Source organism: Streptomyces caelestis (assembly GCF_001279005.1).
In the GTDB taxonomy this organism is placed as follows: Bacteria; Actinomycetota; Actinomycetes; order Streptomycetales; family Streptomycetaceae; genus Streptomyces; species Streptomyces heliomycini.
Genome location: NZ_LGCN01000195.1, coordinates 30,625 through 43,411, shown reverse-complemented (window position 1 = coordinate 43,411; position 12,787 = coordinate 30,625). Strand labels below are relative to the sequence as shown.

12 protein-coding genes and 1 pseudogene are annotated in these 12,787 nt (G+C 74.8%); 7 read left to right on the top strand and 6 right to left on the bottom strand.

From position 1 onward, the window contains the following. The first annotated feature begins 8 nt into the window (after nucleotides 1–8). A complete protein-coding gene (locus tag ADK41_RS17625) occupies nucleotides 9–368 on the top strand; it encodes a rhodanese-like domain-containing protein (protein ID WP_030830076.1) in 360 nt (119 codons plus the stop codon). Continuing rightward, a complete protein-coding gene (locus tag ADK41_RS17620) occupies nucleotides 365–1,114 on the top strand; it encodes a sulfite exporter TauE/SafE family protein (protein ID WP_030830079.1) in 750 nt (249 codons plus the stop codon). The genes ADK41_RS17625 and ADK41_RS17620 overlap by 4 nt, the downstream gene beginning before the upstream one ends. A 29-nt stretch (nucleotides 1,115–1,143) precedes the next feature. Here the strand turns inward: ADK41_RS17620 and ADK41_RS39430 are convergent. Continuing rightward, nucleotides 1,144–1,416, bottom strand: a pseudogene (locus ADK41_RS39430) (metal-sensitive transcriptional regulator); the annotation flags it as partial. Between the two features lie 78 nt (nucleotides 1,417–1,494). Here ADK41_RS39430 and ADK41_RS17615 point away from each other — a divergent pair. Then, on the top strand, nucleotides 1,495–2,070 hold the full coding sequence (locus ADK41_RS17615; protein WP_030830082.1) for a rhodanese-like domain-containing protein: 576 nt from the start codon (nucleotides 1,495–1,497) through the stop codon (nucleotides 2,068–2,070). 379 nt (nucleotides 2,071–2,449) lie between these two features. Here the strand turns inward: ADK41_RS17615 and ADK41_RS17610 are convergent, their stop codons facing one another. Further along, nucleotides 2,450–3,226 carry a ferredoxin reductase gene (locus ADK41_RS17610; RefSeq protein WP_030830086.1) on the bottom strand — a complete coding sequence of 259 codons (777 nt, stop codon included), beginning with the start codon at nucleotides 3,224–3,226 and terminating at the stop codon, nucleotides 2,450–2,452. A gap of 13 nt (nucleotides 3,227–3,239) precedes the next feature. Beyond that, nucleotides 3,240–3,845, bottom strand: a complete 606-nt coding sequence (locus ADK41_RS17605) for a sulfite oxidase-like oxidoreductase (protein ID WP_030830089.1) — start codon at nucleotides 3,843–3,845, stop codon at nucleotides 3,240–3,242. A 610-nt stretch (nucleotides 3,846–4,455) separates the two neighbouring features. On the opposite strand from ADK41_RS17605, the gene ADK41_RS17600 reads away from it, so the two are divergent. Beyond that, nucleotides 4,456–5,262, top strand: a complete 807-nt coding sequence (locus tag ADK41_RS17600) for a putative protein N(5)-glutamine methyltransferase (RefSeq protein WP_030830091.1) — start codon at nucleotides 4,456–4,458, stop codon at nucleotides 5,260–5,262. A gap of 35 nt (nucleotides 5,263–5,297) precedes the next feature. On the opposite strand, the gene ADK41_RS17595 is transcribed toward ADK41_RS17600, so the two are convergent. Continuing rightward, complete coding sequence (locus ADK41_RS17595) at nucleotides 5,298–7,379, bottom strand: SpoIIE family protein phosphatase (RefSeq protein ID WP_030830094.1); 2,082 nt, start codon at nucleotides 7,377–7,379, stop codon at nucleotides 5,298–5,300. A gap of 240 nt (nucleotides 7,380–7,619) precedes the next feature. Here ADK41_RS17595 and ADK41_RS17590 point away from each other — a divergent pair, with 240 nt between their 5' ends. The 3 genes from ADK41_RS17590 to ADK41_RS17580 all read left to right on the top strand — a co-directional run bounded on the left by ADK41_RS17590 (nucleotide 7,620) and on the right by ADK41_RS17580 (nucleotide 10,716). Beyond that, entirely contained in the window at nucleotides 7,620–7,991 is a 372-nt protein-coding gene (locus ADK41_RS17590; RefSeq protein WP_030830097.1) for a hypothetical protein, read from the top strand. 102 nt (nucleotides 7,992–8,093) lie between these two features. Next, the gene (locus tag ADK41_RS17585; protein ID WP_030830099.1) at nucleotides 8,094–10,109 is read left to right on the top strand and encodes an FAD-dependent oxidoreductase; all 2,016 of its coding nucleotides are present in this window, start codon (nucleotides 8,094–8,096) and stop codon (nucleotides 10,107–10,109) included. 31 nt (nucleotides 10,110–10,140) lie between these two features. Then, entirely contained in the window at nucleotides 10,141–10,716 is a 576-nt protein-coding gene (locus tag ADK41_RS17580) for a PadR family transcriptional regulator (protein WP_030830102.1), read from the top strand. A 172-nt stretch (nucleotides 10,717–10,888) separates the two neighbouring features. Here the strand turns inward: ADK41_RS17580 and ADK41_RS17575 are convergent, their stop codons facing one another. Beyond that, entirely contained in the window at nucleotides 10,889–11,419 is a 531-nt protein-coding gene (locus ADK41_RS17575) for a hypothetical protein (protein ID WP_030830104.1), read from the bottom strand. Nucleotides 11,420–11,560: 141 nt separating this feature from the next. After that, a complete protein-coding gene (locus tag ADK41_RS17570; protein WP_037804616.1) occupies nucleotides 11,561–12,583 on the bottom strand; it encodes a fibronectin type III domain-containing protein in 1,023 nt (340 codons plus the stop codon). Between the last annotated feature and the right edge of the window lie 204 nt (nucleotides 12,584–12,787).

The window sequence follows — 12,787 nt, the reverse complement described above, 5'->3', positions numbered from 1 at the left end:
GCACCGCCATGTTCCTCTTCCGTCGCGGCACCGGCCGCCTCACCCCCGACCAGGCCCGCACCCGCACCGACGACGGCACCGCCGTGCTGCTCGACGTCCGTGAAGCACCGGAGTGGAAGGCCGGGCACGTGCCCGGCGCCGTCCACCTGCCCCTGACCCGGCTGCTGGCCGGAGCCGCCCTGCCGCCGGACGCCCAGGGCCGGCCGGTGGTGGCGATCTGCCGCTCCGGGCACCGCTCGCAGCAGGCCGCCAAGCTCTTGGCCTCCCGCGGCGTGGACGCCGTCGACGTCACCGGCGGCATGAACGCCTGGGCGAAGGCCGGCCTGCCGGTCGTCGACGAGCGCGGGCAGGGCGGTCGGATCGCGTGAGCGCGCTGGTCCTGGCCCTGGTGGCGGGGGCCGTGGTCGGTCTGGCGCTCGGCGCGCTGGGTGGCGGCGGCAGTGTCCTGGCCGTCCCCGCCCTGATCTACCTGCTCGGTTTCACTCCCGCCGCGGCCACCACCGCGAGCCTCGTCATCGTCACCGTGACCTCGCTGACCGCCCTGTACGCCCACGCCCGGGCCGGGCACGTGCGCTGGAGGGCGGGGGCGGCGTTCGCCGCGGCGGGCCTGCTGCCGGCCGCGCTGGCGGGAGCAGCCGCCGCACACCTGCCCCAGGCCGTCCTCACCCTCGCCTTCGCGCTCGTCGCGGCCCTGGCCGCGCTGAGGATGCTCAAGCCCGCCGCCCCGGCCGGGGCCGAGGGCCGCGCGGTGCGGCCCGGCCGGGCCGCCGGGGCCGGCGCGGGGCTGGGCGCGCTGACCGGGCTGCTGGGCGTGGGCGGCGGCTTCCTGGCCGTGCCCGCCCTGGTCACCGTCCTGGCCTTCGAGATGCGGGCCGCCGTCGGCACCAGCCTGCTGGTCATCACGGCCAACTCCCTGGCCTCGCTCGCCACCCGCTCGAGCGCCGCCGTCTCCCTCGACTGGACGGTCGTCGGCCCCTTCATCGCCGCCGCCGTCCTGGGCGCCTGGGACGGCAAACGCCTCGCCGCGAAGGTCTCCGGACCCCGCCTGCAACGCGTCTTCGCGATCCTCCTGCTGGCCGTGGCCGCCTTCATGCTCGCCGACGCGGTGACATGAGACGCCACCCGGGCCGGTGCTCGGACCCGCGACAGGAACAGCTTCTCCGGCCGGGCGCGCACCCGGTCCCGGTCGCCGTCCACCTGCCCCTCCTGGGCCATGCGGTGCCGCAGCCCCGTCGCGATGACCGCGAAACCGGCCCGGTCCAGCGCCCGGGGGACCGGGGCGAGCCGCGTGATCACGTCCTCGCGGTCCCGCCCCTCCTCGATCGTCCTGATGATCCCCGCGATCCGGCCCCGCGCCCGGCGCAGCCGGTCGAGCACGCTCTTCGGCTCCGGGGCCGCCGTCGCCGGCCCCACCACCGCGCACTTTCCCGTCGGGATACCCCCTCCGGTATCCTGCCGAAGGGGTAACCCCAACAGAGCAAAGGAAAATCCTCCGTGGCATCCAGCACCACCCTCACGGCCCTCACCGCCGAGCAGGCCCACGCCCGTCTCCACGAGCTGACCGTCATCGACGTCCGCACCCCCGGCGAATACGCCTCCGGTCACCTGCCCGGCGCCCACAACGTCCCCCTCGACCACCTGGACGCGGCCCTGCCCGCCCTGAGGACCGTCGCCGGCCGTGGCGACCTCCTCGTCGTGTGCGCCTCCGGCGCCCGCTCCGCCACCGCCTGCCGGCGCCTGGCCGAGCAGGGCGTCCCCGCCGCCACCCTCACCGGCGGCACCACCGCATGGACCCGGCTCGGCCACGACACCCACCGTCCGGCCGGTGCTCGCGCCCCCTGGGCGATGGAGCGCCAGGTCCGCCTCGCCGCCGGGTCCCTGGTCCTGGCCGGTCTCCTGGCCGGACAGCGCCGGAGCGCGGCGCGCCTGCTGTCCGCGGGCGTCGCCGGCGGCCTGGTCTTCTCCGCCCTGACCGACACCTGCGGCATGGCCAAGATCCTCGCCAAGCTCCCCCACAACCGGCCCGCGGCCACCGACCTGGACGCCACCCTCGTCGCCCTGACCCGCTGACCCCGCCGGGCCCGCGGCCCGCCAGGGGAACCGCCCGCGGCGCCACGACGAGTCCTCGGCCGGGGCGCGGGCGGTCCGGGACCGCCGTCCCGGCGGCCGCGGTCGGTTCTCCGCACCCTCCCCGTCGCCGAGCCCGACCGTGTCCGGGATGCGCGGTGCGCGCGCCCCGTCCGCCGGGACGGTGGCGCGGCAGCCGCAGCGGCCCGGACGGTTCGGGGCCGTGTGACGCAGCCGGGGGGAACCGGGCGGCGTCCTCGTCCAGGACGCCGTGCTCACGCCGGCCGGCGGGCAGGTCCCGGAACCGCTCGACGACGGAGCCCGGGTGGCGGGCCGTCGTCGGCACGGCGGCGTCCAGGACCGGACGAGCGGGGCGCCCCGGTCAGCCGAAGCGCTCGATACGGATCCGCTCCACGGGCTGACCGGCCGCCACCAACAGCCTGGAGGCGTGCTCCGCAAAGGAGTTGGAGCCGCATACATAGGCCTCCCACCCACCAGGAGGCTGCTTCGCCAGGAGCGGCACCACATGTGCGGCCGCCATACGTCCCACGGGCACACCCTCCGGGGCGCTGCGCGTGAACACCGGAGTGGTCTCCGCGCCGTACTCACGTGCGTAGATCAGGTCCTCGGGCCCGCGCGCCGACACCAGCAGCCGCAGCGGCAGTCTCATGTCCCGGGCCCGGTGGTGCCGCACCATCGACATCAGCGGGACCACACCGGAGCCGGCGCCCACCAGCAGCGCGGGCCGGTCGCCCGGCCAGGCGAAGAAGCCGCTGAGCGGGCCGCGCAGCTCGACCCGGTCGCCGGGGCGGGCCACCGTGTGGAACCAGCCCGAGACCTCGCCGCCCTCGACACGGTCCAGCGTCAGCTCGAGGTGCCCGGAGTCGTCCGGCGCCGACGCGATCGAGTAGTGGCGCTGGGCCACGTAGCCGTCCTCGGCGGTCAGCCGCAGCAGCAGGTGCTGGCCGGGCACGTGCCCCGGCCAGCCGGGCACCGCGAACCGGAAGGTCGTCGCCCGCGGGGTCTCGCGGCGGATCTCCGTCAGGGTCGCCGTCCGCCACACGGACGCGGTCCGCTCGCTCACGCCGATCCGTCCGGGCACCGCGAACCGCGTCGGCGGGGCGAAGCGCTCCGGCGCGCCCGGTGATGTCCGTGTCATCGGTGTCGTCCGCTCAGTCACCGGAGTACCGCTGCTCCTCCCAGGGATTGCCGCGCGCGTGGTAGCCGTTGCCCTCCCAGAAGCCCGGCTCGTCGTGGTCGAGGAGCCGCAGTCCCGCGATCCACTTGGCGCTCTTCCAGAAGTACAGGTGCGGCACGATCAGCCGCGCCGGACCGCCGTGCTCGGGGGGCAGCGGGCGCCCGTCGTACTCCCAGGCGATCCAGGCCCGGCCGCCGGTCACATCCGCGAGCGGCAGGCTGGTGGTGTAGCCGGTGTGCGCATACGCGACCACATGTGTGGCCGACCCATGGGGCCGGACCATATGGAGAAACGCGTCCAGCGAGACGCCGCCGAACCGCACCCCGAACTTCGACCAGCTCGTCACACAGTGGATGGCCCCCTCGTACGCCGAGGCCGGCAGCGCGTGCGCCTGCTCCCAGTCCCAGGTGCGGGGCTCCGCCACCAGCCCGTCGATCCGGAAGGTCCAGTCGGCGGGCGTGAGGTCGGGCGTGACCTCGGCGGACAGGACGGGCCATTCGTCGCCCGCGTCGTACTGACCCGGCGGCAGCCCGGGGTTGTGCACGCGAGGACGGCCGGTGAAGCCTCGGGTGATGTTCACGTGATCGGCGATTTCCGTTGCGACTGGTGCTCAAGCGTTTCCGTGCCCAACCGTACGGGGTGTCCGCGGCCGACGCGGCGCCGGGCCGGTCAGGCCGGTCAGGCCGGTCACGGTCCCCGGGGGCCGGTCCGCGCGGGAGCCGGACCACGCGTCGCGGCGCTCCGGTTCGCCCGGCGGCTCACCGCCGGCCCGTCCGGCGCGCAGGGGGCGACCGGGGCGACGGCCCGACGACCGCCGCTCGTCGCCGGCCGCCCGAGCGGTGTGCACGACAGCCGGGGCCGGCTCGGGGCGCGTACGCCCGGCCGGCGCGCGGGCGCGGCGGGCGAAGACCGTCACTCCGCGCCGGCCGGCCCTCCGGCCCCGGCCGCGTGCGCCCGTGCGCACCCCCCTCCGCGGTCCCGGATTCCGAAAGCACCGTACGGCGGCGGTGATCGTCGGGTAATGTGGCCGTCCGGCTGCGACCCCCTCCAGCCGTAGGACATCCAGGAGGTGAGACCCATTACCGCTGTGTCAGGTCGGGTGCTCTCACCTCGAAGCGACGCGGACCACCGGCAGTAGGTGACCGCGAGAGCGCCCTTCGGCTCCCGAAAGGCTCAGGCTCTTGCCGCACATGCCGTTCCCGTCCCCCTCCGCCGTCCCGCCGTCCCCGTCCCGGGACGCCGTCGTGACCGCCCTCCGCGCCGCCGGTTGCGTCTTCGCCGAGGACGAGGCCGAGTTGATCCTCGCCGCCGCGCCCACCCCCCAGGACATCGCCCCGATGGTCGAGCGCCGGGCGGCCGGACTGCCCCTCGAACTCGTCGTCGGCTGGGCCGAGTTCCACGGCCGGCGCGTCAGCGTGGAACCCGGTGTCTTCGTGCCCCGCCGCCGCACCGAGTTCCTCGTCGAACAGGCGATCGCCCAGGCGCCGGACGCGTCCGTCGTCGTGGACCTGTGCTGCGGCTCCGGCGCCGTCGGCGCGGCCCTGGCCGCCGCCCTCGGCGCGGTCGAACTGCACGCCGCCGACATCGACCCGGCCGCCGTGCGCTGCGCCCGCCGCAACGTCGCCGCGCTCGGCGGACGGGTCCACACCGGCGACCTGTTCGAGGCGCTCCCCGGCACGCTGCGGGGCCGCGTCGACATCCTCGCGGCCAATGTGCCGTACGTGCCCAGCGACGAGATCGGCCTGCTGCCCCCGGAGGCCCGCGACCACGAGCCCCTGGTCGCGCTCGACGGCGGCGCGGACGGCCTCGACGTGCTGCGCAGGGTCGCCGCCGGGGCGCCCGGATGGCTCGCGCCGGGCGGCTGCCTGCTGGTGGAGACCAGCAGCCGGCAGGCCCCCGCCGCCGTCGACGCCTTCACCGCCGCCGGTCTGCGGACCCGCCTGGCCGCCTCCGACGAGTGGTACGCCCATGTCGTGATCGGGGTGCGACCGTCGTAGGACCGCTCAGGGCGCCGGCGCCCTGAGCGGACCGCTCAGGGGGCCGGCGCCGTCGCACGGGCGATGAGCAGGGCCACGTCGTCGACGTTGTCGGGCTCGTGCAGGGTGCGCAGGAGCAGGTCGCAGACCTCCTCCAGGGAGTCGCCGGGGTGGTCCAGCAGGGCCAGCAGCCGGTCCAGGCGCTCGTCCAGCGGATCCCGGCGCGTCTCGACGAGACCGTCGGTGTAGAGCACCAGCAGGTCGCCCGGCTCCAGCTCGACGGTGGTCGTGGAGAAGGCGACCCCGCCCACCCCCAGCGGCACGCCGGTGGGCAGGTCGAGCAGTTCGGGGGCGTGGCCGGCCCGCACCCGGGCCGGCGGCAGGTGCCCGGCGTTGGCGATCGCGCAGCGCCGCTCGCGGGGATCGTGGACGGCGTAGACACAGGTGGCGATCGCCTGGTCCAGGCCGTCGGTGATCCGGTCCAGGTGCTCCAGGAGGACGGCCGGATCGAGGCCGAGGGAGGCGAGGGTGTGGGTCGCCGTGCGCAGCCGGCCCATGGCGGCCGCCGCGGGGATGCCGCTGCCCATCACGTCCCCCACGACGAGGGCCGTCCTGCCGTCCTCCAGCGGGATCACGTCGAACCAGTCGCCGCCGACCTCGCTGGTGGCGCCCGCCGGCTGGTAGCGGGAGGCGACCTCGAGGCCGCCCGTGACGGGTGGGTGGCTCGGCAGCAGACTGCGCTGCAGGGTGAGGGCGGTGTCACGGGCGTTCTGGTACCAGCGGGCGTTGTCGATCTGCACGGCCGCGCGGGAGGCCAGCTCCCGCGCGAGCAGCAGATCGTCCTCGTCGAACGGCGCCGGGTTGCGCATGCGCATGAGGTCGAGGGCGCCCAGCACCTCCCCGCGCGCGATCAGCGGCACGGCCAGGTACGAGTGGACACCCGCCCGCGCCAGCAGCGCGGCCGCCTCCGGGGAGCGGGCGATCCGCGCCAGGTCCTCGTCCTTCACCTGCGGCACCATCACCGGCGTTCCGGTGCGCACGCACTCGGTGATCAGCCGGTCCGGCGCGTACCGGGTCACCCGGCCCGGCGGGTCGGCCGCCGCCAGCACCTCGGCCGCGTCCACCCCGCGCACCGCCAGCGCCCGGATCACCGCCGGCTCGGTGGGGCCGAGGATGCTGCGGTGGCCCCGCACCACCGCGTCCAGCAGATCCACCGCCGCCGCGTCGGCCAGCTCCGGCACGGCCACGTCGGCGAGCTCGCCGGCCGTACGCTCCAGGTCCAGGGTGGTGCCGATCCGGGTGGTGGCGTCGGCGATCACGGCGAGCCGCCGCCGTGCGGTCTCGGCCTCGGCGTTCGCCCGGTACTGCTCGGTGACGTCCACCACCGACACGGCCACGCCCAGCACCGTGCCGAGCACGTTCTCCAGGCGGTACAGCGAGTACGACCAGACGTGGTCCTCGTCCGGATCGGCCGGGGTGCGGCCGGTCATGGACCGGTCGACGACGGGCCGGCCGGTGTCGAGGACCTCGCGCGCGGCGGCCTCGAACGCCTCGGCGTCCAGCAGCGGCAGCACGTCCCGGACCCCGCGGCCCAGATGCTCCTCGGCCGGGACGCCGTTCATCCGCTCCAGCGCCGGATTCACCGAGACGTAGCGCAGACCGCTGTCCAGCACGGCCAGTCCCAGGGGGGACTGGGCGACGATCCGGGTGGACAGGGCCACGTCCTGTTCCAGCCGGCGCGCCGTCGACCGGTCCACCGCGAGACCGAGGGCGTAGACGTCCCCCCGGTCGTCCAGCAGCCGCATGTTGCGGAACTCCACCAACCGGGTGCTGCCGTCCTTGCGCCGGATGGGGAAGGCCCCGGCCCAGCTCCGTCCGGTGCGCATGACGTCGGCGAACAGCTTCACCACGAGGTCCAGGTGCTGCTCGTGCACCATGATCCGGGCGGCGTACCGGCCCAGCGCCTCCTGGGCGTCGTACCCGAACAACTCCTCGGCCTGGGGGCTCCACAGCACGATCCGCCCCTCGGCGTCCAGCACCACCGAGGCCACCCGCAGCACGTCGAGCAGCCCGCTGGGACGCACCGGCCCGCGCACCGGCTCGTCGCCGTCGGCCGGGGGTGACCCCGCTGCATTCATCGCACGCCCCGCCTTCACCGATTCCCACGGCACGTCCGCACCGCGCCGACCTCCCTCGTCCTACCGCGCGAGGCCCATTTTCCGCCGTTCCTGCCGTCCGGTGCCAGCTTCTCCCGCCATCGGGCCGAGCGCCTCGCGAAGCCGTCACCGCGGCAGCGGTGCGCGAGTAGTGCTCTTCGACGCGGGGTGCTTTGCTGGGTGGGGGCGGGGACGGCGTGGGCCACGAGAGGAGCGATCACGATGGGCAGCGAGCGACCGCACCCGGAATCCGTCTCGGTCGAGATCAGCGGATGCAGCAAGGACGACGCCCGGATCGTGTTCGACACGCTGTGCGCGTGCTTCACGTCCGACCGGTGCTCCGACGACGTACCGGAGGAGTTCTCCGAGACCCGCCCGACGGTGTGGCTCGGCACCTTCGACGTCGCCGACGCGCACGAGGGCGCCCGGCCCGAGGCCCGGCTGGCCTCGTCGGTCGACGCCGACCTGCAGGGCGGCTACTGGGCGATCGACCGGTTCCGCACGACCCTGGACTCCCTGTTCACGGTGCACGACCTGAGCACGGTCCCCGGCGACCAGGAGGAGGAACTGCACGTACGTCTCGAGAGCCGGTGACGTTCCCGGCCCGATGTGCCCTCCCTCTCTTATGCAACTAGTTGCATAAGGTGGTGCGCGTGCCTTACAACTACAGGCACGACACCGCGCACGGAGGGCCCGATGAGCCGTTACCCCCACCTGCTGACCCCCCTCGACCTGGGCTTCACCACCCTGCCCAACCGGGTCCTCATGGGCTCCATGCACGTGGGCCTGGAGGAGGCCGAGGGCGGTTTCTCCCGCATGGCCGAGTTCTACGCCGCCCGCGCCCGCGGCGGGGTCGGCCTCATCGTCACCGGCGGCATCGCCCCCAACGACGAGGGGCGGCCCTACGAGGGCGGCGCGAAGCTCACCACCGAGGCCGAGGCGGACCAGCACCGGACCGTCACCGACGCGGTGCACCGCGAGGGCGGGCGCATCGCGATGCAGATCCTGCACTTCGGCCGGTACGCCTACCACCGGGACCTGGTCGCCCCCAGCCCCGTCCAGGCGCCGATCAGCCCCTTCCCGCCCCGCGAACTGACCGACGCCGAGGTCGAGCGCACCGTCGACGACTACGCCCGCGCCGCCCGCCTCGCCCGGCGGGCCGGCTACGACGGCGTCGAGATCATGGGCTCCGAGGGTTACCTGATCAACGAGTTCATCGCCACGCAGACCAACCACCGCACCGACCGCTGGGGCGGCTCCTACGAGAACCGCACGCGCTTCCCCGTCGAGATCGTCCGCCGGGTGCGCGAGGCGGTCGGCGAGGACTTCATCGTCGTCTACCGGCTCTCCATGCTCGACCTCGTGCCCGGCGGCTCCACCCTGGACGAGGTGGTCGCCCTCGCCAAGGCCGTCGAGGCCGCCGGGGCGACGATCATCAACACCGGCATCGGCTGGCACGAGGCCCGCATCCCCACCATCGCCACCTCCGTGCCCCGCGGCGCGTACACCTGGGTGACCAAGCGCCTCATGGGCGAGGTGACGGTCCCGCTGGTCACCACCAACCGCATCAACACCCCCGAACTCGCCGAGCAGTTGCTCGCCGAGGGCTGCGCGGACATGGTGTCGATGGCCCGCCCGATGCTCGCCGACCCCGACTTCGTCGCCAAGGCCGCCGACGGCCGCCCCGAGGCGATCAACACCTGCATCGGCTGCAACCAGGCCTGCCTCGACCACACCTTCAGCGGGCAGATCACCTCCTGCCTGGTCAACCCGCGCGCCTGCCACGAGACCGAGCTCGTGCTGTCCCCGACCCGCCGCCGCAAGCGCGTCGCGGTCGTCGGCGCCGGCCCGGCCGGCCTCGCCTGCGCGGTCAGCGCCGCCGAACGCGGCCACCACGTCACCCTGTTCGACGCCGCGAGCGAGATCGGCGGCCAGCTCAACGTGGCCCGCAAGGTCCCCGGCAAGCAGGAGTTCGACGAGACCCTGCGCTACTTCCGCACCCGTCTCGCCGAACTGGCCGTCGACGTACGCCTCGACACGCGCGTCACCGCCGGGGACGTGGCCGACCACGACGAGGTCGTCGTCGCCACCGGCGTCACCCCGCGCGTCCCCGACATCCCCGGCGTCGACCACGAAAGCGTCCTCGGCTACCTCGACGTGCTCCGCGACGGCGCCCCCGTCGGCGACCGGGTCGCGATCCTCGGTGCGGGCGGCATCGGCTTCGACGTCGCCGAGTTCCTCACCGACGGCGGCGACAAGGCGCACGAGAACCCCGAGACGTACTTCCGCCACTGGGGCGTCGACCTCGACTACCGCGCCCCCGGCGGCCTCGCCGCGCCCGAGCGGCCCGCCCCGCCGCGCACCGTCCACCTGTTGCAGCGCAAGGCCTCCAAGGTCGGCGCCGGCCTCGGCAGGACCACCGGCTGGATCCACCGCGCCGAACTCAGGCACCGCGGCGTCACCATGGTCCCGGGCGTGCGCTACGACCGGATCGACGACGCCGGACTGCACGTCACCGTCGACGGCGAGAGCACCGTCCTGGAGGTCGACACGGTCGTCCTGTGCACCGGCCAGGAGCCGCGCCGCGACCTGTACGAGGAACTGGTCGCCGCCGGCCGGCCCGTCCATCTGATCGGCGGCGCCGACGTGGCCGCCGAACTGGACGCCAAGCGCGCCATCAAGCAGGGCACCGAGCTGGCGGCGGCGCTGTAGGCCGGGCGCGGCCCGTCCCTAGGATGAGCCCATGTCACTCCCGCACGCGATCCTCACCGCCCTGCTCGAGAAGCCGTCGTCGGGGCTGGAGCTGACCCGCCGGTTCGACCGGTCGATCGGCTACTTCTGGTCCGCGACGCACCAGCAGATCTATCGCGAGCTGGGGAGACTGGAGGCCGAGGGCCTGATCCGGGTCCTCCCCTCCGAGCAGCCGGCCCGGGGGCAGAAGAAGGCGTACGAGGTCCTGCCGGCGGGGCGCGCGGAACTGGCCCGCTGGACCTCCGCGTCCCAGGACCCCAAGCCGCACCGCGACGCGATGCTGCTGCGGCTGAGGGCGGCGGCCGTGGTCGGCACCGCGGGCCTGGCGGCCGATCTGCGGCGCCACCGGGAGCTGCACGAGCGCCAGTTGGCGGAGTACCGGGAGATCGAGCGGCGCGACTTCCCGCCGGGCACGGACGGACCGGAGGACCGGCTGCGGCATCTGGTGCTGCGCGCCGGCATCGACCTGGAGACCTTCTGGACCCAGTGGCTCGACCACGCGCTGGCGGAGTTCGCCCGGCTGCCGGACGCCGGCGGACCCGAGAGCCCCGCCGCACGCAAGGCGTGACACCGCGACGGGTCGACGCCGGCCGCCCGCCCGGGGCGCTTCGGGCGTGCCGGCGGCCGGCGCCGGGTCCAAGGGGTGTCGTCCGGATCCTGCCGGGGCCGCGGGGCCCGGCACCGCTCGGCGCGGCCGCACGGCGCCGTTTCCCGGAGCCGACCCGATCCGGACGACACCGCTAGAAGTGGCGCGGGGCCTTGCGGCGGCGCAGGTACCAGGCCGTGGCGGCGATCCCCGTGCCGACCAGTGCGCCGCCCGCCACCAGCGTGATCGTGCCGTAGTCCGTCGAGCTGCCGCCGACGCCGCCCATCACCCCGAGGGACGGCGAGGCGGTCGGCGAGGCCGACGGGGCGGGAGCCGTGGAGACGACGACGGACTGCGTGCCCGCGGTGCTGCCGTTCGAGCAGATCACGATCACCGTGTACGTGCCCGGACCGACGTCGGACCAGGCGGCGGACTGTCCCGAACCGCTCCCCGACAAAGCCACCTGACGGCCCTGCGAGAAGCTCGTCTGGCCGCTGCCGAGCAGGGAGGCGGTGCCCCAGTGGCCGTTGACCTGGGTGCACGCACCGGTGCTCACCGAGACCGTCGACCCGGTGGTGCTGACGGAGATCCCGGCCGCCGCGGCCGGCCCGGCCAGGGCCAGCGCGAGCGCGGCGGCGGCAGCCGCGGCCGGACCGGAACGGAGCAGTGGCTTCGAGTTGCGCATGTCGACTGCCTTCCGGCGGCACGGCCGGCGGTACATCCCTTGTGCCGCCTAGGTCGGGGAGCGCCCGTGCTGCCACGAGGCAAGCCAACGGGGCGCCGGGCCGGCGCGCACTCCGGCGGCATCCGGGCAGGTGACGGCTTCCTACGGGCGGCCGACCCCGGGGCCGGGTCGGCGTCCGGCGCCCGTCGTCACCGTGCGCTCCGCCGAGAAGCCGCCCCAGGTCCCGTCCGGCAGCATCGCCCGGATCCGCACCCGGTGGGCGACCCCGGCCTCCCGGCCGGCGTGGAAGCGGTACGTCGCCCGGTCGCGCGGGGCGTCACCGCCGTAGACGAGCGAGGTGGCGACACGGCCGTCCAGGTGCACCTCGTACTCGGTGATCACCCCGTCGACGCGCGGCGGCACCCAGTGGAGGACGATGTGGTGGGCGCCGTCGGACCACTCGCTCGTGGCCCGGAAACCGGTGGGAGCGCCGGTCGGGCCGTCCGCGCCGCCCGCGGTGGTGAGGCGGACGGTGGCGCCGGCGGGGGAGAGGTTGTCGGCCGCGTCCCGGGCCCGGACCGTGAAGGAGTAGCGGGTGCCCGGCCGCAGTCCCGTCACCACGGTGGCCGTCTGGTTCCCGCCCACACTGTGGATCTTCGTTCCGCCCTGGTAGACGTCGTACGACACCACACCCCGGTCGTCCCTCGCGGCGGACCACGACAACTGGGCCGCCCGGCTCCCGGCAGCCCGCCCGTGAAGCTCCGCCGGGCGGGTGGGAACGGTGTCGTCGGCCGTGGTCGCCCCGGGTGTCGTCGCCCGGACCTCCCGGCTGCGCGGCCCGAGCCGTCCGCCCGCGTCCCGGGCCCGCACCGTGAACACATAGGTGGTCGCGGGCCGGAGTCGGGTGACGTCCACCATGTGTTCGGCACCGGGCACTTCTTTCACCTTTGTGGTGCCCCGGTACACCTCATAGTGGCTCACCTCGGTGCCGGCGACCGTGTTCCACATGACGTGCACGCTGGTGGCGCTGCCCGCCTCGGCCGTCACACCGGTCGGTGCTCCGGGCGGCCGTTCACCACGGGCGCCGTCGTCCGGTCCTCCCCATCGGCAGGAGGCGAGCAGCAGGAGGGCCCCGCCGAGCGCGAGAAGGCGACGCGGGGACACGGCTGGGGGAACGCCACGCACGACTCTGCCTCCCGGGGCGGCACGCGGGAACGCTCGGAGAATGGTCCGTACCCATATGACCAGGGTGACGCGGTCACATCAAGAGGGTGGGGGTGCGGGAGCGCTCGCGCGCGTTACGTATGCTGAAGCCCGAACGGGTCGAACCTCCCCTCGGGGAAGGGGAGTTCGGACCCGTGGCGCGGATCGCTGTCGTCGCGGACGCCG